Raw genomic sequence first — 21,387 nt, forward strand, 5'->3', positions numbered from 1 at the left:
TCGAAGTCCGTTGCAGTGTCATGCCACGTCCGACGCCGCCGGCCACTGCTGTAGAGGAATCGGCAGCGTACGCGATTCACCCCGGCCCATCGGGAAATATTTGAAGCCATTGCGCGCCAGGCGTTCAGCGTCGTACAGGTTGCGCCCGTCGAAGATCACCGGGGCTTTCAGGCGTTGTTGAATCAGGCTGAAATCCGGCGCCTTGAACTGTTGCCATTCGGTGCAGATGATCAAGGCGTCGGCGCCGGGCAACACCGATTCCGGGGTGCCCATCAGCATCAGTTTCGCTTCGTTAGGGTACAGATGCTGGGTTTCCTGCATGGCTTCCGGATCGAACGCGCGCACGCTGGCGCCGGCGGCGAACAGCGATTCCAGAAGCACTCGGCTCGGTGCGTCGCGCATGTCGTCGGTGTTCGGTTTGAAGGCCAGGCCCCACAGCGCAAAAGTCTTGCCGCGCAATTCGCCCTTGTAGAACGCGTTGATGCGTTCGAACAGTTTGTGTTTCTGCCGCTGGTTGATCGCTTCCACCGCTTGCAGCAAATCGCTGGAGCAGTGCGCCTCTTCCGCGCTGTGGATCAGCGCGCGCATGTCTTTGGGGAAACACGAACCGCCGTAGCCGCAACCCGGATAGATGAAGTGGTAACCGATGCGTGAATCGGCGCCGATGCCCTGGCGTACTGACTCAATGTCGGCGCCCAGGTGCTCGGCTAACTCGGCAATCTGATTGATGAAGCTGATCTTGGTCGCGAGCATGCAGTTGGCGGCGTACTTGGTCAGCTCGGCGCTGCGCAGATCCATGAACATGATGCGGTCGTGATTGCGATTGAAAGGCGAGTACAGATCGCGCATCACGTCGCGCACGTCTTCGCGCTCGCAACCGATGACGATGCGATCCGGGCGGCGGCAATCGGCGACCGCCGAGCCTTCCTTGAGGAATTCCGGGTTGGAGACGATATCGAACTGCAACAGCCGCCCGACCTTGAGCAAGGCTTTGTCGATGTGCGCACGCAAGGTGTCGCCAGTGCCCACCGGCACAGTAGATTTCTCAACCAGAATCAGTGGCTGCTGACGATGCCGAGCGATGGCGTCACCGACCGACAACACGTAGCGCAGATCCGCCGAACCGTCATCACGCGATGGCGTACCGACTGCAATGAATGCGACCTGCCCGTGCTGCACCGCGAATTGTTCGTCGGTGGTGAATTGCAGGCGTCCGCCCTCCAGACCTTCGCGCACCAGACTGGCCAGCCCCGGTTCGAAAATGCTCACGTGGCCCTGACGCAGCAGCTCGACTTTTTTCTCGTCGATGTCCATGCACACCACGTCATGCCCGACCTCGGCGAGCACAGCGGCCTGCACCAGACCGACATAACCGCTACCAAACACTGTGATTTTCATGGCGAACTCCTGAGTCGGGACGTACGAGCCGGACGGGTGTTGATCGTGATGACCCCGAGGATGACCAGCGCCACGCCCAAGGATCGGGAAAAACTGAAGGTTTCGTTGAACAGCGGCAGACTCGCCGCCAGCAGGTACACCAGCGCATAGCTGATGCTCAGCAGCGAATAGGCGCGGCCCAGCGGCAGATCGCGCAAGGCGAGCAGCCAGCAGAGCATCGACAGGGCGTAGGCGAAAATTGCCGCCATCACTACCGTCAGCGCAGTCACATCGAGGTTGCTCAACGGCAGCCAGTCTTGCGGCGCAGGCAGGCGCGTCATGCTCCAGCGCATGCCCAGTTGCGCGGCGCTGACCAGCAACACGCTGCCCAGCGCGAACGTCATGCCGCGACGCGGGTTCATGTGTGTTGCCCCAGCAGCGCCACGCCGCCGAGCACCAACGCCACACCGAACCAATGCTGGCGGTCGATGTGTTCGCGGAACACGAAACGCGCGATCAAAGTGATGAACACAAAGTTCAGACTGAGCATCGGGTAGGCGATGCCGACCGGCAGGCGCTGCAACACCAGCAGCCACACCAGCAGCCCGGCGGCGAGAGTGAGGAGGGCGAGCCACAGCCGCGGCGAACGCAGCTTGGCGCTCAGCGGCAATTCAACCCCGCGCCAGCTCTCCACGGCGTATTTCTGCGCGACCTGACCGAGGCACGTCAGCAGGCACGCGGCCAACAGCAGCCACAGGCTCATGACGCATCCTTGGGCAGAATCATGATCACCAGATTGCCCTGTTCATAACGGGTGCCGTCCTTCGGCAGTTTGTCGAGTTCGTCCAGTTCGCCTTGCCCCTTGATCCGCATCACCACGCCGACCGATCCAGTCTTGCGCGCATCGCGCATCCACTGTTGCACCTGTTCGGGGTCGACCCGTTGTTGAATGCCGTCAGGATAGGCAAGGCCATATTTCAGTTCGCCTATCGTGTTGTACAACGCGACTCGCGGGCGTTTGATGCGCCAGGCCAACGCCGAAGCGGCGCCCGGATCGTTGCTCAACAGGTGCGTGGTGGCGGCGAGTTCGGCGCTGTGAGTCAGGACAAACTGGTCGGGCATCTTGTTCGCCACCACCGATTTTGGCAGCGCCGCCGGCAGCACAGCGATCAGCAACAAGCTGCCCAGCGCTGGCGCCGCCCAGCATTGCAACGGCCGGAACGCTTGCAGCAGGTTGCTGATGATCCAGCCGATCAGACCGATGAACAGCAGCACCAGGCTGTGCAGTTCGTGGTCGTACAGTGGGCGCTTCAGTTGCACGTAGACCAGCGCGATCAGGGTGAGCACGCCCAGCGAGAGGTTGAGCAGACCATTCAGGCCCAAGGCCCGGCCTTGTTTCAGATGCAAACGGTCGGCCAGCGTATGCCCGAGCAGCAGCGCCAAAGGCAACAGGCACGGCAGGATGTAGGTCGGGAGCTTGCCGTTACTCAGACTGAAAAAAACCAGCGGCATCAGCAGCCACAAACCAAGAAACGCGATGCTCGCGTCACGCCGGGTGTGCCACGCTTGCTTCAACGCAACCGGCAACAGGCCGACCCACGGCAGACTGAACGCCACCAGCAACGGCAGATAAAACCACCACGGCGCGTCATGCTGGGCATCGTCACCGGCGAAGCGGCGGATGTGTTCGTGCCAGAAGAAGAAGCGCCAGTAATCCGGTTCCTGAGCGTGCACCGCCAAGGCCCACGGCAGGCTCACGAGAATCGCCACGGCAATCGCCACCGGGCCGTAGATCAGCAACTCCTTCCAGCGCTTTTGCCAGAGCATCCACGGCACGGCGATCAACACCGGCAGCAGCCAGGCGAGGAAACCCTTGGTCATGAAGCCCATGCCACAGGCCAGACCCACCAGCGCCCACGCGGCCATGCGTTTGCCACCGCTGTGGCTGTCGAGCGCGAACCACAGCGCCACCAGACTCAGGTTGACCCAGAAGGTGAATTGCGGGTCGAGATTGGCGTAACCGGCCTGACCGGCAACGATGGTGAAACTCATGTAGAGCAACGCGCAGACGAAGCTTTTGCGCGGGTCATTCCACAAGCGCCGGGCGATCACAAAGCACAGCAACACGCTGAGCCCGGTACTCAGGGCCGAGGCGAAGCGCACGCCGAACAGGTTCTGCCCGAACAGCCATTGGCCGATGGCGATCATCCAGTAACCGGCCACCGGTTTTTCGAAGTAGCGCAGGCTCATGAAATGCGGCGCCACCCAATTGCCGCTGAGCAGCATGTCCTGGCTGATCTGCGCGTAACGGGTTTCGTCGGGAATCCACAAACCATGGGTGCCCAGCGGCAGCAGACAGGCCAGCAGAAAAACCCCCAGCAACAGCGGCAATGCCCAGCGTTGACTCATGCGCCTTGCACTCCCAGCCAGCCTTCCCGGCCTTCGAGAGCACCACGCTGCACGCGGCCTACAGGCAAGCTGTTGAGGAACGCCGGGAGCAAATCACCCAGCGGTTGGAACTGGATGTCGCGCTGGCGTGCAGCCGCCAGCAACTGGCGAAAATCTTCGGCCATCAGAATCCCTTCGACCTCGGCATGAATGGTGTAAACGTTGAGCTGTTGCGCGCGGAACCGCTCAAGGATGAAGGCGTTGAAATCCTGCGCTGCCAGGTGCGGCCCGACCACTTCGTCGAAGGTCGGCAGATCCACCGGAATCTGCGGCGTACCCGCCGAACCATCCGCGAGCAACGGCCGGAACAGACGCGTGCCGCGGCAATCGCTGTTGTAGCGAAAGCCGAACGCCTGTTTCGCTTCGATCACACGCTCATCGGCACGCCAACCGGCCGCCGCCGAGCACTGGATCTTCTCGCCAAGGATCTCGCCGAGGGTGTCGACGCCCTGACGGATCTGCTCGATCAATTGCGCATCGCTCCAGCGGCCGGCGTTGGTCTGCCAGCCGTGGTGATCCCAGGCGTGCAGACCAACCTCATGCCCGGCATCCCGCGCCCGGCGCATCAAATGCCCGAGTTCGCGGCCGATCGGCTTGCCCGGCCATGCAGTGCCGGCCAGCAGAATGTCCCAGCCGTACAGACCGGGAGCGTTGGAACGCAGCATCTTCCAGAGGAACTGCGGACGGATCAGGCGCCACAGATGCCGGCCCATGTTGTCCGGGCCGACACTGCAGAAAAACGTCGCCTTGATCTGCGCTTCATCGAGCAGGTCGAGCAATCGCGGCACGCCTTCACGGGTGCCACGAAAGGTGTCGACGTCAATGCGCAAACCGGCCTGCATCAATATGCTTCTTCGGTGGAGTGTTCGGCGATTTCGAGCATGGCCTCGCGCAGGAAGAAATCCAGCGTATTGCCGATGGTCTCGCGCATTTCCACGGTCGGCGTCCAGTCCAGCAGGCGCTTGGCGTTGGCGATGCTCGGTTTGCGGTGCGACACGTCCTGATAACCGCTGCCATAGAACGCCTTGCTCTCGACGTCGCGGAAACCGGCGAACGGCGGGAAGTTGTGGCGCAGCGGATGCGCTTCGAACTGACGCAGCAGCTCTTCGCCCAACTGACGAATACTCGCTTCGTTGTCCGGGTTGCCGATGTTGATGATCTGACCGTTGCAGGCGTCATGGTCGTTATCAATGATGCGCGCCAGTGCTTCAACGCCATCGGCGATGTCGGTGAAGCAGCGTTTCTGCTCGCCGCCGTCGAACAGCCGGATCGGCGTGCCTTCCACCAGATTGAGGATCAACTGGGTGATGGCGCGGGAGCTGCCGATACGTGCCGAATCCAGACGATCGAGACGCGGGCCCATCCAGTTGAACGGGCGGAACAGGGTGAAGTTCAGGCCTTTCTGGCCATACGCCCAGATCACGCGGTCGAGCAGTTGCTTGGAGATCGAGTAGATCCAGCGCTGTTTGTTGATCGGGCCCACCACCAGATTCGAAGTGTCTTCGTCGAAATTGGCGTCCTCGCACATGCCATACACTTCCGAGGTCGAGGGGAAGATCACGCGTTTGTTGTACTTGACGCAGTAACGCACCAGTTTCAGGTTTTCTTCGAAATCCAGTTCGAACACCCGCAGCGGATTGCGCGTGTACTCGATTGGTGTGGCGATGGCCACCAGCGGCAGGACCACGTCGCACTTCTTGATGTGGTACTCGATCCACTCGGAGTGAATGCTGATGTCGCCTTCGACGAAGTGGAAATTCGGGTGATTGCGCAGGCGTTCGATGGCGTCGGAACCGATGTCGAGGCCATAAACCTCGTAGCGCTCATCGCGCAGCAGGCGTTCGGACAGGTGATTGCCGATAAAGCCGTTGACGCCGAGGATCAGCACCCGCGTGCGGCGTGGCGCACGCGCGGATTCAGCACCGCGCAACAACGAACCGTCGACCAGCCCCAGCTCATTGGCCAGTTGCGGGCCGCTCAGGTACAGGCCGTTGTCGTTGCGCTGGCCGGCGTTGATCACCAGCGAATCCTCGCCGCAGGCAATGCGCAGCGGATTGACGCTGATCACCCGGCCCGGCGTCTGACCTTGGTTGCCGTGGATGACTTGTGCGCTCCACACGATCAGTTTGTGTTCGCCCACAGCACAGAACGCGCCGGGGTAGGGCTGGGTGACGGCACGCACCAGGTTGAACAGTTGTTCAGCCGGTTTGGCCCACACCAGGTTGCCGTCCGCCGGGGTGCGGCGACCGAACACCGTGGCTTGCGATTCGTCCTGCGCGGTTTCACGGAGTTTGCCGTGGAGCATCGCTGGCAACGCATCCCGCAGCAGGTCAATCGCGGCGATGCGCAGTTTGCCGTGCAGGCTCAGCGCGGTGTCAGCGCGCTCGATGGCCACCCGTTGCTGGGCGATGATCGCGCCGGCATCCGCGCGTTTGACCATACGGTGCAGGGTGACGCCGGTTTCTGTCTCGCCGTTGACCAGCACCCAGTTGGCCGGCGCGCGGCCACGGTAGCGCGGCAGCAGCGAGCCGTGCAGGTTGAACGCACCTTTCTTCGCGGTGGCTAGCAGCGGCTCGCTCAACAGGTTGCGGTAGTAGAACGAGAAAATGTACTCCGGGTCGAGCCTGGCGATGCGCTCGATCCACAGCGGATGGTTGACGTCTTCCGGCGCATGCACCGGGATGCCTTGGTTGGCGCACAGTTGCGCGACCGAAGCGTAGAAGGCGTTTTCCTGCGGATCATCAGCGTGAGTGAACACAGCGGCGATGTCGTAGCCGCTGGCGAGCAGCGCTTCGATGCCGGCGCAGCCAATGTCGTGGTAGGCGAAGACAACTGTTTTTGCACTCATGAGAGAACCTGATCGGCAGAAGTGGAAGAGAGACCGTCAACGGTGATTGCGCGCGCCGGGGGCGCCGGCTGGCCACGCAAGACTTTTTCAATGAAGAAGCGCGGGCGCGCACGCACGTCGCTGTACATCCGGCCGAGGTATTCGCCGAGCAGGCCCATGCCGATGAACTGGCCACCGGTGAACACGAACAGCACGGCGAACAGCACGAACAAACCGTCGCCAGCCCAGCCGGCGCCGAATGCCAGACGCATCACGATCAGCGCGGCGGCAAACAGCACGCCAAGCCCGGCCATGGCAAAACCGACGATGCTCAGCAGGCGTAGCGGGGTGGTGGTCATGCAGGTGATCAGGTCAAACATCAGATTGATCAGGCGCATCGGGCTGTATTTCGAATCGCCGTGTTCGCGCTCGGCGTGGGCCACGGTGATTTCGCTGGTGTGGCGGGCGAAGCTGTTGGCCAGAATCGGAATGAATGTGCTGCGCTCACGGCAGGCGAGCATCGCGTCGATGATCGTGCGCCGGTAAGCACGCAGCATGCAGCCGTAATCGCTCATGGCCACGCCGGTCGAGCGCTGCACGGCGAGGTTGATCAGTTTCGATGGATAGCGGCGCAGTGCCGAATCCTGGCGATTGCCACGCACCGTGCCGACCACATCAAAGCCCTTTTCAGCCTCGGCAACCAGGCGCGGAATCTCTTCCGGCGGGTTTTGCAGGTCGGCGTCGAGGGTGATGACTACGTCGCCCCTGGATTGCTCGAAACCGGCCATGATCGCCGCGTGCTGGCCGTAGTTGCGGTTGAGGATCACCGCCACGAACGGGCTGTCTTCGCGGCTGGCGGCTTCTTCGAGCAATTGCGCCGAGTTGTCGCGGCTGCCGTCGTCAACCAGGACGATTTCGTAGTCGTGACGCAATTGCTGACAAGCCGCCGCCGTGCGCCGCAGCAGCTCGGGCAGGCTTTGCTCTTCGTTGTAGACCGGAATGACGATCGACACGCAATGGATCGGATAAGGTCTCACGGGCGTTTTCCTACGAGGTGTTGAATGGCAGCGACGACCCGGTCGAGGTCGTGGTCGGTCATGTCGGGAAACAGTGGAATCGAGCACAGACGCGCCGAGTTCCATTCGGTATTGGGCAGGTACAGATCCGGGGCACGCTGGCGATACCAGGTGTGTAAATGAGTGGCGATAAAGTGGATACCGGTGCCGATGCCTTGCGCCTGCAAACCTTGCATGAAGGCTTCGCGATCCATGCCGCAGCGCTCGCTGTCGATACGCAGGATGAACAGGTGCCAGGCGTGCTGTTGCGCGTAATCCGGGACGGTGAGCGGTTGCACCGGCAGGCCTTGGAGTTTTTGCCGGTACTGCGCGGCCAGTTCGCTGCGGCGCGCGTTGATCGCGTCCAGACGTTGGAGTTGCACCAAGGCAATCGCGGCGTTGATGTCGGCCAGGTTGTATTTGAAGCCCGGCTCCATCACTTGCGCCTGCGGCTTGCGGCCGTGGGTCATGCGGTCGTAGGCATCGACGCCCAGACCGTGGAATTTGAGCATGCGCACGCGATTGGCCAGCGCTTGGTCGTCAGTGACGAACATTGCGCCCTCGGCGCAGGTCATGTTCTTGATCGCGTGAAACGAGAAAATCGCGGTGCCGTGCGCACCGACGTGGCGGCCCTTGTAGCGGGTGCCGGCAGCATGCGCGGCGTCTTCGATTACCGCGATGCCGTGTTTGTCGGCCAAGGCGTACAGCGGATCCAGATCAAACGCGGCCCCGGCGTAATGCACCGGGATAATCGCTTTGGTGCGCGGGGTGATGGCCGCTTCAATGCGCGCGGCGTCGGTCATCAGGCTGTCGCGGTCGACGTCGACGAACACCGGGGTGGCGCCGATCAGCGAGATCATATTGGCGGTCGAAACCCAGGTTTGCGAAGGGGTGATCACTTCATCGCCGGGGCCAATGCCAAGCGCCAGCAAAGTTACATGCATAGCACCGGTGGCCGATGACAATGCCACTGCATGCCGACACCCCACATAGTTCGAAAACTGTTCTTCCAGTGCCTGACTTTTTGGCCCCGTAGTGATCCAGCCCGAGCGCAATACTTGCTCGACCGCTGCTATTTCTTCTTCGCCGATACTCGGGCGGGAAAACGCGAGAAACGCCTGACTCATATGAACCTCGGGGCGACAGCCATCCTTCAGCCGATTGTCTGAAAAACACGTATTTTCAAGGGTTTGGAATACCGGCCGGGGAATGCCTGATTGACTTTTGCGCCCCCGGGCGGCACGTTGTGAGCCGTTCGGGGCCCACTGGATGTAATCAAGGTTAGGCGCGTTTTTGTCAAAGGAACATGAAAAACCGGTGGGCAAATCGTGTTTCTGTAACTTCTACAGCCAGCGTTCAGACTTCTTCCGCTCATCGGCGTTTTTCGCGGAAAAGTCCTACAGAAGTGCCCGGACTTATTTAAGTTTTATTGCCATTTTTAGTTGTTTTGTTGAACTGTTTATTATTCAAGGCCGTTTCGTTTGATTGACTTACCCGTGGTACCCGCAGATTCCCTCAAGAGCAATCCGATGACGGTTTATCTGGCACGTCTGGCGCCTTCGAGCCAACTGACCATGCGTTACGTATTGCAGGACGCCGCCGACCGTCTCGGCTTTGAAGACATGAATGTCGAGGACATTCCGTGGCACGCGCTGCAACCGGAAGATGTGGTGGCGCTGGTCGCCGCATTGCGCGAAGACAACTACGCCCCGAATACTTCTTCGCTGTATGTGAACGCGGTACGCGGGGTGATGAACGAAGCCTGGCGCATGAGTTTGATCAGCCAGGATCATCTGTTGAAGATGCGTTCGGTCAAAGGCATCGCCGGCACGCGCCTGTCGCAGGGCCGCAACTTGAAGCGCACCTTGATTCACGAATTGATGGAAGTCTGTGCCGCCGATCCGCGTCCGCAAGGGCTGCGCGATGCGGCGGTGATTGCCTTGCTGTACGGCACCGGCATGCGTAAATCGGAGTCGGTGGATCTGGACTTGAATCAGGTCGATTTCACCGAGCGCAGTTTGTGCGTGACCGGCAAGGGCAACAAACAGCTGATCAAGTACGCGCCGTCCTGGGCGTTTGCCAAGCTCAATGACTGGCTGGAACTGCGTCGTTCGCAACTCAAGGAAGGCGAGAGCGACGATCCATTCCTGTTCAACCGCATCCGCCGGGGCAGCCACATCACTCGCGAGCGCATCACCAAACACGCGATTTACTACATCGCCCGCCAGCGTGGCACGCAAGTCGGGGTGAAGATCATGCCGCACGATTTTCGCCGCTCGTTTATCACGCGGGTGATCGAGGAACATGATCTGTCGATTGCGCAGAAACTCGCGCATCACGCGAATATTCAGACTACCGCCAACTACGATGTGCGCGACGACAATGAGCGGCGCCGCGCGGTAGATCGTTTCGACCTGTGAAGGTCAATGCGCGGCAGGGCAGTTGCGGGAGTTGCTGGCGGCTGCCTGACTGATCAGCGCGGCCAGACGTTTGACGTTGTTCTGCTGAGCGGCCACCAGTTCATCGATGCTCGGGCCGGACGGGGTTTGCAAGGTTGAACGGCAGGCATTTTCGGCCGCGCCGGCCTCGCGCAGACGCCATTTGACGTCGATCAAACCGTACTGGCCGGGCACCGAGTCGAAGCGTTGCACATCGATGCGCACCGACACTTTGCGCTGGCCGCCGGCGTTGCCCAGTTGATCGGCCAGCGCGCTGCGCAATTCATCAACGAGGCTGGCGCCCCACCATTCGGTCTCGAGAATCGCCAGACCGCTGTTGCCCTCACGAATGACAATCTGCGGCCGGTCGACTTGCGGCGGCACGCTGATGGCTTCGATGGCGATTTCCGAACCGCCGCGGCCAGCCATCGGTTGCGCCGGGGTCAGCGTATGAAAGCTGATCGGGGCGCTGCTACAGGCGCCAAGCAACAGGCACGCCGCGAGCGCGGTGATCTTCAGCGGTAAAGCCATGGGTCAGCTCCTGTGCTCAATTGCGTGGCGGGCCTTTGAGATCCAACGGCGCAGCGTTGTCCGGACGCCCGCGAATCAGCGATTCCGGATGCCGGCCCAGATAGTCCGAGAGCTCACGCAGCGAGCGTGACATGCGGCCGAGTTCGTCGAGGGTCTGGGTCAGTTGTTCACGTTGCGGTGAGTCTTCGGCCAGCGTCGAACTGGCCGATTGTAGGGTTTTGCTCACCTCGCCCAGTGTGCTCTGTACGCCGGGCAGGGTCTTGGCATTGAACTGGGTCAGGCCTTTGCGCAACTCAACCAGGTTGCCGTCAAGGTTGCTGGCGATGCGCTCAACCGGCAGTTTGTTGATCTTGTTGACCATCGCTTCGAGTTTTTCCTGCAACTGTTCGAGACTGCCGGGAATGGTCGGGATGCTGATCGGCCGGGCCGTCGGATCAAACGCGACTTTCTCGGCTTTCGGGTAGAAATCCAGACCTATGTAAAGCTGACCGGTCAGCAGGTTGCCGCTGCGCGCCTGAGCGCGCAGGCCGTTGTCGATGAAGGTGCCGATCAGGCGCACGCCAGCCGCTTCGTCGTCCGGATTGTGATTGAGCACCTTAAGCATCTTCACATGGGCCTGCCCCAACCGCTGCGGGTAAATCACGATGCCGACGTTGACCGGGAAGCTGCGTTTATTCGCGTCGAAATCAAGGTTGATGCTCACGACTCGGCCGATTTCCATGCCGAGGAATTCGACCGGAGCATCGACTTTCAGCCCGCGCAATGACTGATCGAAACGCAGGCTCAGGTATTGCGCCTTGCCATTGGGCGGGGCGAGTGCGACTTGCTGGTCATCGAACAGTTCGAAGGTTTTTTCTTCCGCAGCGGCGACGTCGTTGGGGCTGTAGTCCGGGGCGCGAAAGGCGATGCCGCCGACCAGCAGCGTCGACAGCGATTCGGTTTTTACTGCGAGGCCGTTGGCGCCGAAGTTGACGTCGATGCCGCTGGCGTTCCAGAACCGGGTGTTTTCGGTGACGTAGGCGTCGTTCGGCGAGTGGATGAAGATTTCGATGGTCACGCCTTTGCCGTCGGCATCCAGCGCGTAGGCCACCACTTGGCCTACCGGGATCTTGCGGTAATAAACCGGGGAGCCGATGTCCAGCGAGCCCAGATCCTGAGTGTGCAGGTTGAAGCGCTTGCCCGGTTCGCCGTAAGTGATCGGCGGCGGGTTTTCCAGGCCTTTGAAGTGTTTCGCGCGGGTGTTGGACTGACCGATGTCGGCGCCGATGTAGTCGCCGGAGAGCAGGGTGTCTATGCCCGAAACGCCGCCCGCACCAATGCGTGGGCGCACCACCCAGAACTGCGAGTCTTCGCGGGTGAAGGTTTCCGCTTGCTTGGACAGTTTGATCGTGGCGTCGACGCTTTTCTGATCATTGCTCAGCTCGACGTCGGTAACCTGGCCGATCACCACGTTGCGGTATTTGACTTCGGTTTTGTTGGCGGTCAGGCCGCTGCCGGTCTTGAAGGTCAGGACGATGGTCGGGCCTTCCTGCATGAGGTTGTGCACCACCAGCGAAATGCCCACCAGCACCGCGACGATCGGCACGATCCACACCAGCGAAATGCTCAACCGCCGGGTTTTGATTGGCGCCTGGCCGGGTGTTCGCGGGTTATCCGTGGCTGACGACTGCATCCATGATCTCCAGGGTGAGTTAGGCACTGAGCGTCAGGAACGCAAAAGCACCTCATTAATATAGAAGTGCTTCGCGATAGAGCAAATGTGAAGGTGTCTTCAGCCGAGGATTTCGCGCAATCGATACCAGAACATACCGAGAGCCAGCAGCGGCGAGCGCAACGCCGGGCCACCGGGGAAGGTCATGTGCGGCACACCGCTGAACACGTCCATGCCCTGGCTGTGACCGGCGTGAATCGCTTCACCGAGCAACTTGGCGCACCAGTGGGTGACGTTCAGCCCGTGGCCGGAATAGCCTTGGGCGTAGAACACATTCGGATGCTGTTTCAGCCGACCGACCTGCGGGAAACGATTGGCGGTGATGCCGATCTTGCCGCCCCACTGATAGTCGATTTTCACGTCTGCCAGTTGCGGGAACAACTTGAGCATCTTCGGCCGCATGTAGGCTGCGATATCCGCCGGATCGCGTCCGGAATAGTGGCAGGCACCGCCGAACAACAGGCGTCGATCCGCCGAGAGTCGGTAATAATCGAGGCCGACTTTCTGGTCGCACAGAGCGAGGTTTTGTGGAATCAACTGTGCGGCGCGTTCTTCCGGCAGCGGTTCAGTGGCGATGATGTAACTGCCGGCCGGCAGCACTTTGCCGGTCAGTTGCTGTTCGAGTTCATCCAGATGCGCGTTGCAACCCAGCACCAGACTGCCGGCGCGCACCGTCCCGGCGGCGCAACGCACCTGCACGGTCGGGCCATGGATGATTTCCAGCACCGGACTCTGTTCGAAGATGCGCACGCCAAGTGACGCCGCCAGCCGCGCTTCGCCCTGTACCAGATCCAGCGGATGCAGGTGCCCGGAACCCATGTCGATCAGCCCACCTTTGTAGACGCTGGCATCCACCACTTGCTGGCGAATCTGCTCGGGGTCGACCAGCCGCGTTTCATGTGTATAGCCGAGCTGCGCGAGGCTGACTTGCTCGTCCTTGAACGCGGCGAATTGGGCCTCGGTGTTGGCCAGTTCGCAGAAGCCCCAACGCAGATCGCACTCGATGCCGTTGTCATTGATACGCTGGCGCACCAGATCCACCGAATCGATTCCCGCACGGTGCAGATAGCGCACGCCTTCTTCGCCCACATAGCGCGTGAAGCCCTCGACTTCATGGCCAATGCCGCGAATCAACTGCCCGCCATTGCGCCCGCTGGCGCCCCAACCGATGCGCCGGCCTTCGAGCAACACCACGCTGAGGCCGCGCTGAGCCAGTTCGATGGCGGTGTTAACGCCGGTGAAACCACCGCCGATCACGCAGACATCGGCGATCAAGTCGCCATCCAGCACCGGATAGGGCGTGCTGGCGCGGGCGGACGCGGCGTAATAGGAGCGAGCGTGTTCTTGGGTGTGCTGATTCATTGGTTGGACTTCACTTTGCTCCAGGAACGGGTCATCAGACGCATGATCGGCTGGGGCGGGGTAGAGGAGATGTAGAGCTTGTCGAGGACTTCTTGCGGCGGATAGACCTCGGGATTGTTCACCAGCGCCGCGTCCATGTATTGCTTGGCTGCGGGGTTGGGGTTGGCATAACCGACCGAGGCGCTGACCTTGGCGATCACTTGCGGATCGAGCAGGTAATTGATGAATTCGTGGGCTTGTTTGACGTTGCCGGCATCGGCGGGAATCGCCAGCAAGTCGAACCACAGGTTGGCGCCTTCCTTGGGAATCGCGTAGGCGATGTTCACGCCGTTGTTGGCTTCCTTGGCTCGGTTGGCGGCCTGGAACACGTCCCCGGAATAACCGAAAGCCACGCAGATGTCGCCGTTGGCCAGATCCGAAACGTATTTCGAGGAATGGAAATAGGTGATGTACGGGCGGATGCTCAGCAGTTTGGCTTCAGCCTTTTTGAAGTCTTCCGGATTTTCGCTGCGCGGGTCCATGCCCATGTAGTTGAGGATTGCCGGGAACACTTCGTCGGCCGAGTCCATCATCGACACGCCGCACTGGCTGAGTTTCTTCAGGTTTTCCGGTTCGAACAGCACCGCCCAGGAATCGATGTGATCGATGCCGAGCACCTGCTTGACCTTGTCGACGTTGTAGCCGATGCCGTTGGTACCCCACAGATAGGGCACAGAGTGCTGGTTGCCCGGATCGTTTTTCTCAAGGAGCGCGAGCAGTTTCGGATCGAGGTTTTTCCAGTTCGGCAACTGTGCGCGATCCAGTTTGAGGAACGCGCCGGCCTTGATCTGACGCGCGAGGAAGTGGTTGGACGGCACCACTACGTCATAACCGGTACGCCCGGCGAGCAGTTTACCCTCGAGGGTTTCGTTGGAGTCGAAAACGTCATAGATGACCTTGATCCCGGATTTGGCCTGGAAGTCGGCGAGGGTGGTTTCGCCGATGTAGTCGGTCCAGTTGTAGACGCTGACTTGCGGTTGGGCGTGGGCGGCAGCGCTGCACGCCAACGCCAGGGCGGCGGGGATCAGGGATTTCAACAGACGCATAACGACACCTCTTCTTGGAATTATTGGATTATTCAGGTGGCACTTTCTCCTGTGGGAGCTGCGGTTCGACGATTCGACTTGCCAGCTCCCACAGGGTTGGGTGGTGTTGCTCAGACGCTCAGCAACAGGAACTCGCGTTCCCACGAACTGATTACGCGCTTGAAGTTTTCATGCTCGGCACGCTTTACCGCGACATAGCCGCGGACGAATTTATCGCCCAGATAACGCGCCACGGTCGGGCACTCTTCCATCTGCGTCAGCGCTTCTTCAATGGTGATCGGCAGACGCAGGTTGCGCCGTTCATAAGCCCGGCCTTCAACCGCCGCGCTCGGCTCGATACCCTCGACCATGCCGATGTAACCGCACAGCAGACTCGCGGCGATCGCCAGATACGGGTTGGCATCAGCGCCGGGCAAGCGGTTTTCCACGCGCATGGCTTCCGGACCAGAGGTTGGCACGCGCAGGCCGACGGTGCGGTTTTCTTCGCCCCATTCGACGTTCACCGGTGCCGAGGTGTCCGGCAGGAAGCGGCGGAACGAATTGACGTTCGGCGCGAACATCGGCAGCAGTTTCGGGATGTACTTTTGCAGGCCGCCGATATGGTGCAGGAACAACTCGCTCATGCTGCCGTCAGCGTTGGCGAAGATCGGTTTGCCAGTGACGCTATCGACCACGCTCTGGTGCAAATGCATGGCGCTGCCGGGCTCGTCGCCAATCGGCTTGGCCATGAAGGTTGCGGTGACGTTGTGCTTGAGCGCCGCTTCACGCAGGGTGCGTTTGAACACGGTGATCTGGTCGGCCAGATCGAGTGCATCGCCGTGCCGGAAGTTGATTTCCATCTGCGCCGGGCCGTCTTCGTGGATCAGCGTGTCGAGATCCAGACCTTGCAGTTCGCACCAGTCGTAGACGTCTTCGAACAGCGGATCGAATTCGTTGGCCGCGTCGATAGAGAACGACTGACGGCCACTTTCAGCACGACCGGAGCGGCCGAGTGGTGCCTTGAGTGGCAAGTCCGGGTCTTCGCAACGCTGGGTCAGGTAGAACTCCATTTCCGGCGCAACGATCGGCTTCCAGCCTTTGTCGGTGTACAGCTGCAAGACTTTCTTCAGCACGTTGCGCGGCGACAGTTCGATCGGGTTGCCAAACTTGTCGAAGGTGTCGTGGATGACGATGGCAGTCGGCTCGATCGCCCATGGAATCACGTACACGGCGTCGGACACCGGCTTGCAGATCATGTCGATATCGGCCGGGTCGAGCAGGTCGTAGTAGATGTCGTCGTCGACAAAATCCCCGGTTACCGTTTGCAGCAGCACACTTTCCGGCAGGCGCATGCCTCGTTCATTGAGGAACTTGTTGGTCGGTGCAATCTTGCCGCGGGCAATGCCGGTCAGGTCGCTGACCACGCATTCGACCTCGGTAATCTTGTGATCTTTCAGCCAAGTGAACAGCTGATCGAAAGGGGCATTCATAGAGACCTCGTTATTGGTTTTGTTTAACGCCGGGGAGGGTGGTTTCATCCGCCTGCACTTCCCCTGAGACGCGTTGACGACTATCTTGGGTGTGCCTTGCAGTTCCATCTATCCACTTTCAGCAGCACCAAAGCGCACCAAAAGAGTGCGCAAGGTCACCCATGACGACGTGTAATCCGATACAGGTTCAAGCCTTCAACACCGCCGATGTCGCCGAGCAAATCCGCGTCACACCGGGTTGGGTCCAGCAGTACCAGCAGATGTCGCCGGGGCATTTCGCCGGGCAAATCCGCTATCTGGACTTGCAGGGCGTGGAGGTTTACGAAGAGCAGATGAACACCCGCGTCGAGCAGAATTTCAGCGCGCCGGAAGGTTCATTGGCGTTCTGTTTTGATCGCAGTGACAACGCGCTGTATCTGCTCAACGAAGACAGCCGCAACATCTGGATCACCCCCGAGAATTATCAGGAAATCGCCGTGGTGTTCGGCCCGGAGTTCGTCCGTCAGCACGGTCTGGATGTGGCGCGGCTCGAAGGTTTGTTCATGGCGCCGCTGAATGGCGGGCAGAACGCGTTGTTCAGTCGCTGGCTCAGTTCGACCCTGACCCGACTCACGCAAAATCTCGATCCGCCGACCCGCGAAGCCCTGACTCAACAGTTGCTCGAAGACTGTCTGTTTATCCTCGATAACGCCTGTATATGCCTGGATCGTGGTGCGATGCAGCGCCGTGCAGAGGAACGCCTGATCATGAAACGCGTGGGGGACTGGGCGGCGGATTCGCCGGAAGAAACCTTCAATCTGCTTGAGCTTTCGCAAGTTGCCGGCGGTTCACTGCGCCAGTTGCAACAGACGTTCAAGGCTTACACGGGGATGTCGCCGACCCAGTGGCTGCGCCTGCGCCGCCTAAACAGCGCGCGGCGCGAATTGCTCGCGCGTAGCGCTGCGGAAACCACGGTGGCCGAGGTGGCGATGAACTGGTCGTTCTGGCATCTGGGGCGGTTTTCCAGCAGTTATCGCGCGCTGTTCAAAGAATTGCCGAGTGAGACGCTGAAGCGCGGCTGATGGTAATCGTCAGAAATGAGCATGGTTTTGCGCTGAAACATTAATTAGAATCAGTCTCATTTAAGCCTTCGCGCAGGGTCTCTTGAGATGATTGAAGCAGCGACGCCGCCGGATCACAGTCTGGACACCTTGTACCGTGACCATCGCGGCTGGCTGGAAAACTGGCTGCGCCGGCGCATGGGCAACGCGTGGGATGCGGCGGATCTGAGTCAGGACACCTTTTTGCGTGTACTTGGCAGTTCGCATTCAATCGTCGACATGCGTGAACCGCGCGCGTATTTGCTGACTATCGGCAAACGCCTGCTGAGCAATTTCTACAGTCGCCGCAGCCTGGAGCAGGCGTACCTCGATGCGTTGACCAATCTTCCCGAAGCCTGCGTGCCATCCCCGGAACAGCGCTGGATTTTGCTGCAAACCCTGCAAGCGCTGGATGAGTTGCTCGACGGATTGCCAGCGCCGGTGCGCCGGGCGTTTCTGTTGAGTCAGCTCGAAGGTCTGGGTTACCGCGAGATTTCCGAGCGGCTGAAAGTCTCCGAGCGCACGATCAAACGTTATATGGCGCAAGCCTACGAACACTGTCTATTGGTGGATTTGTAATGCGCGCGGCGCCATCCGCCGAATCCCGTGAAGTCGCACGCGCGGCGGCGCAGTGGCTGGCGCTACTGGAATCCGGGGACGCGCGCGATGACGATCTTGTGCGTCTGCACACCTGGCGCAGCAGCGATAGCCGCCATGAAAGTGCCTGGCAGAAAGTCCAGACGTTGCGTCAGCGCTTTTCCGGCTTGCCGGCGCAGTTGGCGATGGCCACGCTGGATCGTCCGGATCTGGCTCGCCGAGCGGCGATCAAACGTGCACTTGGCGTTGCTGCATTGGTACCGGCGGCGTGGTTGATCGGCCGGCAACTGCCGCTGGATGTGTGGCGCGCCGATCTACAAACCAGTACCGGCGAGCGCAAGCAATTGCCGTTGGCCGATGGCAGTGCGTTGCAGCTCAATACCGACAGCGCGGTGAATGTCGATCTCGCTACGCGCGTGTTGACGCTGGTGCGTGGAGAGATGGCACTGAATGTTCCGGGCACTGCAGCGCTGACGATTCGTTCGCCTTATGGGAGCGTTATCGCCAGTCGCAGTGAAGTTTGTGTGCGCCTGAATGAGCGCGATTGTCAGGTGTCGGTGGTCAGTGGTTCGGTGCAGCTACAACCTCTGCATGGGCCGTTGATGGTGCTCACCGGCGGGCAACAGGTCAGCCTGCAAGCCAGTGGGGCCGGTGCAATTGGCACGTACGACAGAATGCTGGCGGACTGGCGCAGCGGCGTGCTCACTGCGCAAAACCAGCCGCTGGGGGATTTCCTGCGCGAACTGAGCCGTTATCGGCCGGGGCTGCTGCGTTGGGATCCGGCGTTGGAGGCCTTGCGCATCACCGGCAGTTTCCGCCTCGACAACACTGATCGCGTGCTCGCGTTGCTGGCTGCCAGTCTGCCGCTGGAGGTGCAATCGCGCACGCGTTTTTGGGTAACGTTGGTCCCTCGAAAAAATATTGCGTGAAGCCTGTCCCTTTTTTTCGCCTCACCGGTCATTCCAGGTAATGTTGAGCCTGAGTGCCAGTCCGTTATTGATTCCAGTGAGCTGGGCCGATGACGCCGCCGCGCGCCGCAGTTATCAGGTGCCGGCCGGCAGTTTGAGCACAGCGTTGACGCGGTTTGCCGGACTGGCCGGGGTCAATCTGTCGGTGGATCCGGCGCTGGTCAGTGGGCGTAACAGCAACGGTTTGACCGGCGAGTGTGGGGTGGAGGAGGGCTTCGCCCGGCTTCTGCTGGGCTCCGGATTGCAGCTGCAAGCGGTGGGGGAGCAAGCGTACATTCTGCTGCCGGCGCCCGAGGGCGGCAGTCTGCAATTGGCGCCGACCTCGATCCTCGGCGCCAACGACGCGGGCAGTGGCGACGTGTATGCCGGTGGCCAGGTTGCGCGGCGCGGTTCGCAAGGCTTGCTCGGCTCGCGCGACTTCATGGAAACGCCGTTCAGCATGACCACCTACACCAGCGAAGCGGTGAAGAATCAGCAGGCGCGCACGCTGGGTGATCTGATTGCCAGTGATCCTTCGGTGCGCGCGACCAATCCGGCCGGCGGGCGTTACGAGCAATTCACCATTCGCGGCTTCAGCCTGTTCAACAGTGACGTGGCTTACAACGGTCTCTACGGGATGTTGCCGACTTACACCATCGACATGGAAATGGCTGATCGCGTCGATATCCTCAAAGGCCCGAGCCAACTGATCAACGGCATCTCACCGCGCGGCAGTGTGGGTGGCGGCATCAATGTGGTGCCCAAACGCGCGAGCGATAAGCCGATCACCTCGTTCACCGGCAGTTATGCGTCGAACAATCAGTTGGGCGGCGCGGTGGATATCGGCCGACGTTTCGGTGAAGACGACAAGTTCGGCATCCGTTTCAACGGCGTCAAGCAATCTGGCGATACCGAATGGGATCAGCAGAGTGTCGACCGCGACATGGCGGTGCTGGGCCTGGATTTTCGCGGTGAGCGCCTGCGCTTATCGACTGATGTCGGCCACACCGAACGCGCTACCGATGCGCCGCAGGAGCGCGTGCAAGTCGGCGCGAATGCCCGGGTTCCGAATGCCAGCGACGTGCGGCACAACTATGCGCAAGCCTGGAGCAAGGCGCGCACCAAGGACACCTTCGGCATGCTCAACGCCGAGTTCGACGTGAACGATTCGACGATGCTGTATGGCGGCGTCGGTGCGCGCAAAAGTAATCACGAATTCTTGCGCCATGCGGTTTCAGTCACCAACAACGCAGGCGATTTCAGCGTGCAGCCGCGTGACTTCACCCGCGACGAAAACGTGCGCACGGCCACCGCTGGTGTGCGCAACTGGTTCCACACCGGGCCGGTCAGTCATGAGATCAACCTGGCGGCCAGCTACTTCTATATGGACTTCGAAAACGGCGGCGCGCGATATGCCGCTTCGCCGAGCAACCTCTATAACTCGGTGGACACACCGACACCGGTGCGAGCAACCCGTCAAGACGCCGAGGTCTATACCGAAAATCGTTTCAGCGGCGTGGCACTGGCCGACACCATGGGCTTCTTCGACGACCGTTTGCTACTGACACTCGGCGCGCGCTGGCAGCGGGTCAAGGTGGATGACTGGAGCGACAACATCAAAGGCGCCACGGCTTACGATGAAGAAAAGGTCTCGCCATCGGCTGGCATTCTGTTCAAAGCCACCGATCGATTCTCGCTGTACGCCAACTATATGGAAGGCCTGAGTCAGGGCAAGATTGCGCCGTCGACTTCAATCAATGAGGACGAGATTTTCCCGCCGTTTATCAGTCGTCAGGTTGAGGTCGGGGCCAAGTACGATGCTGGAACATTTGGTCTGACGGCTGCGGTGTTCCGGATCAAGCAACCGGCCTATGAAACCAACGCCGTCACGCGGGTCTTCGGCCCGAATGGCAAACGCCAGAACAACGGTGTGGAAGTGACGGTGTTCGGCGAGCCGCTGCAAGGTTTTCGCCTACTCGGCGGCGTGATGTACATCGACAGCGAGCTGACCAACACCAGAAACGGTACGTTCGACGGAAATCGTGCGCCGGCGACGCCCAAGTACAACGTCAATCTGGGTGCCGAGTGGGATGTGCCGAACGTGCAGGGTTTGACGCTGACCGGGCGCGGGATCTATTCCAGCTCGCAGTATCTGGATCAGTCGAACAACAAGGAAATCGACGCCTGGGAGCGGCTTGATGTCGGGGCGCGGTATGCGTTCAAGGTTGACGAGAAAAACATCACCTTGCGCGCGAATGTCGAGAACGTGGCGGATAAACGCTACTGGAGTTCTGCCGGGGCTTCGGATGACAGTGAGCCGGGGTTGACGCTGTCTACGCCGAGGACCTATCTGCTTTCGGCTACGGTTGATTTTTGATCGAGCGCTCAAGCGCGGCTGCGGCACTGAGCATTCGCATCGCCGATGCGCTGGTGGCCAAGATATAAACGCTGCAGGGTTTTA

18 protein-coding genes are annotated in these 21,387 nt (G+C 60.5%); 5 read left to right on the plus strand and 13 right to left on the minus strand.

Annotated elements, in window-relative coordinates:
• Positions 1–18: 18 nt before the first annotated feature.
• From ACP7BN_RS00085 to arnB, 8 genes are read right to left on the minus strand one after another with little or no spacing between them, the layout of a single operon-like run.
• The gene (locus tag ACP7BN_RS00085) at positions 19–1,398 is read right to left on the minus strand and encodes a UDP-glucose dehydrogenase family protein (protein ID WP_426200674.1); all 1,380 of its coding nucleotides are present in this window, start codon (positions 1,396–1,398) and stop codon (positions 19–21) included.
• On the minus strand, positions 1,395–1,799 hold the full coding sequence (gene arnF, locus ACP7BN_RS00090; protein ID WP_426200675.1) for a 4-amino-4-deoxy-L-arabinose-phosphoundecaprenol flippase subunit ArnF: 405 nt from the start codon (positions 1,797–1,799) through the stop codon (positions 1,395–1,397). The genes ACP7BN_RS00085 and arnF overlap by 4 nt, the downstream gene beginning before the upstream one ends.
• Positions 1,796–2,140, minus strand: a complete 345-nt coding sequence (gene arnE / locus ACP7BN_RS00095) for a 4-amino-4-deoxy-L-arabinose-phosphoundecaprenol flippase subunit ArnE (RefSeq protein ID WP_426200676.1) — start codon at positions 2,138–2,140, stop codon at positions 1,796–1,798. Before arnE ends, arnF begins: the two co-directional genes overlap by 4 nt.
• Positions 2,137–3,786, minus strand: a complete 1,650-nt coding sequence (gene arnT, locus ACP7BN_RS00100; RefSeq protein WP_426200678.1) for a lipid IV(A) 4-amino-4-deoxy-L-arabinosyltransferase — start codon at positions 3,784–3,786, stop codon at positions 2,137–2,139. Before arnT ends, arnE begins: the two co-directional genes overlap by 4 nt.
• Complete coding sequence (gene arnD, locus ACP7BN_RS00105; protein WP_426200680.1) at positions 3,783–4,667, minus strand: 4-deoxy-4-formamido-L-arabinose-phosphoundecaprenol deformylase; 885 nt, start codon at positions 4,665–4,667, stop codon at positions 3,783–3,785. Before arnD ends, arnT begins: the two co-directional genes overlap by 4 nt.
• Entirely contained in the window at positions 4,667–6,673 is a 2,007-nt protein-coding gene (arnA, locus tag ACP7BN_RS00110; protein ID WP_426200681.1) for a bifunctional UDP-4-amino-4-deoxy-L-arabinose formyltransferase/UDP-glucuronic acid oxidase ArnA, read from the minus strand. The genes arnD and arnA overlap by 1 nt, the downstream gene beginning before the upstream one ends.
• On the minus strand, positions 6,670–7,689 hold the full coding sequence (gene arnC, locus ACP7BN_RS00115) for an undecaprenyl-phosphate 4-deoxy-4-formamido-L-arabinose transferase (protein WP_426200682.1): 1,020 nt from the start codon (positions 7,687–7,689) through the stop codon (positions 6,670–6,672). Before arnC ends, arnA begins: the two co-directional genes overlap by 4 nt.
• Positions 7,686–8,834, minus strand: a complete 1,149-nt coding sequence (gene arnB, locus ACP7BN_RS00120) for a UDP-4-amino-4-deoxy-L-arabinose aminotransferase (protein WP_426200684.1) — start codon at positions 8,832–8,834, stop codon at positions 7,686–7,688. Before arnB ends, arnC begins: the two co-directional genes overlap by 4 nt.
• Before the next feature lie 402 nt (positions 8,835–9,236).
• Here arnB and ACP7BN_RS00125 point away from each other — a divergent pair, with 402 nt between their 5' ends.
• Entirely contained in the window at positions 9,237–10,127 is an 891-nt protein-coding gene (locus ACP7BN_RS00125) for a site-specific integrase (protein WP_426200686.1), read from the plus strand.
• Between the two features lie 3 nt (positions 10,128–10,130).
• Here ACP7BN_RS00125 and ACP7BN_RS00130 read toward each other — a convergent pair whose 3' ends face one another.
• From ACP7BN_RS00130 to ACP7BN_RS00150, 5 genes are all read right to left on the minus strand, one after another.
• Positions 10,131–10,676: a PqiC family protein gene (locus ACP7BN_RS00130; protein ID WP_426200687.1), complete on the minus strand. Its 546-nt coding sequence runs from the start codon at positions 10,674–10,676 to the stop codon at positions 10,131–10,133.
• 16 nt (positions 10,677–10,692) lie between these two features.
• Positions 10,693–12,348 (minus strand): intermembrane transport protein PqiB, encoded by a 1,656-nt coding sequence (locus tag ACP7BN_RS00135; protein ID WP_426200689.1) that lies wholly within the window; start codon positions 12,346–12,348, stop codon positions 10,693–10,695.
• Between the two features lie 99 nt (positions 12,349–12,447).
• Entirely contained in the window at positions 12,448–13,749 is a 1,302-nt protein-coding gene (locus tag ACP7BN_RS00140; protein ID WP_426200691.1) for an NAD(P)/FAD-dependent oxidoreductase, read from the minus strand.
• A complete protein-coding gene (locus ACP7BN_RS00145) occupies positions 13,746–14,834 on the minus strand; it encodes a polyamine ABC transporter substrate-binding protein (RefSeq protein WP_426200693.1) in 1,089 nt (362 codons plus the stop codon). The genes ACP7BN_RS00140 and ACP7BN_RS00145 overlap by 4 nt, the downstream gene beginning before the upstream one ends.
• A gap of 110 nt (positions 14,835–14,944) precedes the next feature.
• The gene (locus ACP7BN_RS00150) at positions 14,945–16,303 is read right to left on the minus strand and encodes a glutamine synthetase family protein (protein WP_426200695.1); all 1,359 of its coding nucleotides are present in this window, start codon (positions 16,301–16,303) and stop codon (positions 14,945–14,947) included.
• Between the two features lie 161 nt (positions 16,304–16,464).
• On the opposite strand from ACP7BN_RS00150, the gene ACP7BN_RS00155 reads away from it, so the two are divergent.
• The 4 genes from ACP7BN_RS00155 (at position 16,465) to ACP7BN_RS00170 (ending at position 21,303) form a co-directional block, all read left to right on the plus strand.
• The gene (locus tag ACP7BN_RS00155) at positions 16,465–17,364 is read left to right on the plus strand and encodes a helix-turn-helix domain-containing protein (RefSeq protein WP_426200697.1); all 900 of its coding nucleotides are present in this window, start codon (positions 16,465–16,467) and stop codon (positions 17,362–17,364) included.
• A gap of 87 nt (positions 17,365–17,451) precedes the next feature.
• Complete coding sequence (locus ACP7BN_RS00160; RefSeq protein WP_426200699.1) at positions 17,452–17,961, plus strand: sigma-70 family RNA polymerase sigma factor; 510 nt, start codon at positions 17,452–17,454, stop codon at positions 17,959–17,961.
• The gene (locus ACP7BN_RS00165) at positions 17,961–18,908 is read left to right on the plus strand and encodes a FecR domain-containing protein (protein WP_426200701.1); all 948 of its coding nucleotides are present in this window, start codon (positions 17,961–17,963) and stop codon (positions 18,906–18,908) included. The genes ACP7BN_RS00160 and ACP7BN_RS00165 overlap by 1 nt, the downstream gene beginning before the upstream one ends.
• 40 nt (positions 18,909–18,948) lie before the next feature.
• Positions 18,949–21,303 carry a TonB-dependent receptor gene (locus tag ACP7BN_RS00170; RefSeq protein ID WP_426200703.1) on the plus strand — a complete coding sequence of 785 codons (2,355 nt, stop codon included), beginning with the start codon at positions 18,949–18,951 and terminating at the stop codon, positions 21,301–21,303.
• Positions 21,304–21,387 lie beyond the last annotated feature (84 nt).

The sequence above is a fragment of the Pseudomonas sp. TWP3-1 genome (genome assembly GCF_049896625.1).
Classification (GTDB): Bacteria; Pseudomonadota; Gammaproteobacteria; order Pseudomonadales; family Pseudomonadaceae; genus Aquipseudomonas.

Bases quoted from the DNA above. Each gene is read 5' to 3' on its own strand.
- ACP7BN_RS00085 (WP_426200674.1), bottom strand. From the start codon at position 1,398: ATGAAAATCACAGTGTTTGGTAGCGGTTATGTCGGTCTGGTGCAGGCC.
- arnF (WP_426200675.1), bottom strand. From the start codon at position 1,799: ATGAACCCGCGTCGCGGCATGACGTTCGCGCTGGGCAGCGTGTTGCTG.
- arnE (WP_426200676.1), bottom strand. From the start codon at position 2,140: ATGAGCCTGTGGCTGCTGTTGGCCGCGTGCCTGCTGACGTGCCTCGGT.
- arnT (WP_426200678.1), bottom strand. From the start codon at position 3,786: ATGAGTCAACGCTGGGCATTGCCGCTGTTGCTGGGGGTTTTTCTGCTG.
- arnD (WP_426200680.1), bottom strand. From the start codon at position 4,667: ATGCAGGCCGGTTTGCGCATTGACGTCGACACCTTTCGTGGCACCCGT.
- arnA (WP_426200681.1), bottom strand. From the start codon at position 6,673: ATGAGTGCAAAAACAGTTGTCTTCGCCTACCACGACATTGGCTGCGCC.
- arnB (WP_426200684.1), bottom strand. From the start codon at position 8,834: ATGAGTCAGGCGTTTCTCGCGTTTTCCCGCCCGAGTATCGGCGAAGAA.
- ACP7BN_RS00125 (WP_426200686.1), top strand. From the start codon at position 9,237: ATGACGGTTTATCTGGCACGTCTGGCGCCTTCGAGCCAACTGACCATG.
- ACP7BN_RS00130 (WP_426200687.1), bottom strand. From the start codon at position 10,676: ATGGCTTTACCGCTGAAGATCACCGCGCTCGCGGCGTGCCTGTTGCTT.
- ACP7BN_RS00135 (WP_426200689.1), bottom strand. From the start codon at position 12,348: ATGCAGTCGTCAGCCACGGATAACCCGCGAACACCCGGCCAGGCGCCA.
- ACP7BN_RS00140 (WP_426200691.1), bottom strand. From the start codon at position 13,749: ATGAATCAGCACACCCAAGAACACGCTCGCTCCTATTACGCCGCGTCC.
- ACP7BN_RS00145 (WP_426200693.1), bottom strand. From the start codon at position 14,834: ATGCGTCTGTTGAAATCCCTGATCCCCGCCGCCCTGGCGTTGGCGTGC.
- ACP7BN_RS00150 (WP_426200695.1), bottom strand. From the start codon at position 16,303: ATGAATGCCCCTTTCGATCAGCTGTTCACTTGGCTGAAAGATCACAAG.
- ACP7BN_RS00155 (WP_426200697.1), top strand. From the start codon at position 16,465: ATGACGACGTGTAATCCGATACAGGTTCAAGCCTTCAACACCGCCGAT.
- ACP7BN_RS00160 (WP_426200699.1), top strand. From the start codon at position 17,452: ATGATTGAAGCAGCGACGCCGCCGGATCACAGTCTGGACACCTTGTAC.
- ACP7BN_RS00165 (WP_426200701.1), top strand. From the start codon at position 17,961: ATGCGCGCGGCGCCATCCGCCGAATCCCGTGAAGTCGCACGCGCGGCG.
- ACP7BN_RS00170 (WP_426200703.1), top strand. From the start codon at position 18,949: ATGTTGAGCCTGAGTGCCAGTCCGTTATTGATTCCAGTGAGCTGGGCC.